A 255-nucleotide genomic window follows, 5' to 3' on the forward strand; every position below is an offset into this window, starting at 1 on the left:
GCATCCGCGTTTCTGAAGTCGCCCCGCTGAAACGCCGTGAGCAAGCGGGCTCCGGTCAAAAATCCAATGCCTTCAACTTTCACGCAACGCTTCAACTGACCGAGCAAGCCGGCTTCCTTCAGATGATTATTAATCGTCTTTTCGACCAGCGCCTCAAGCTGCTGCATGGATTTCACTTGCTCGGCGAAAGCTGTCTTCAACAGCGGCTCATTCGCCCAGCTTTGCACCAGGCCGACCCGCGCCTGAACCAAGGCT

The 255-nt window shown here is 56.1% G+C and carries 1 pseudogene; it reads right to left on the minus strand.

Annotation, left to right across the window (positions count from 1 at the left end):
- A pseudogene (locus AACY49_RS31590) lies at nucleotides 1-255 on the minus strand (IS110 family transposase); the annotation flags it as partial.

It is taken from the genome of Pseudomonas sp. EL_65y_Pfl2_R96, from assembly GCF_963970905.1.
Taxonomy (GTDB): Bacteria; Pseudomonadota; Gammaproteobacteria; order Pseudomonadales; family Pseudomonadaceae; genus Aquipseudomonas.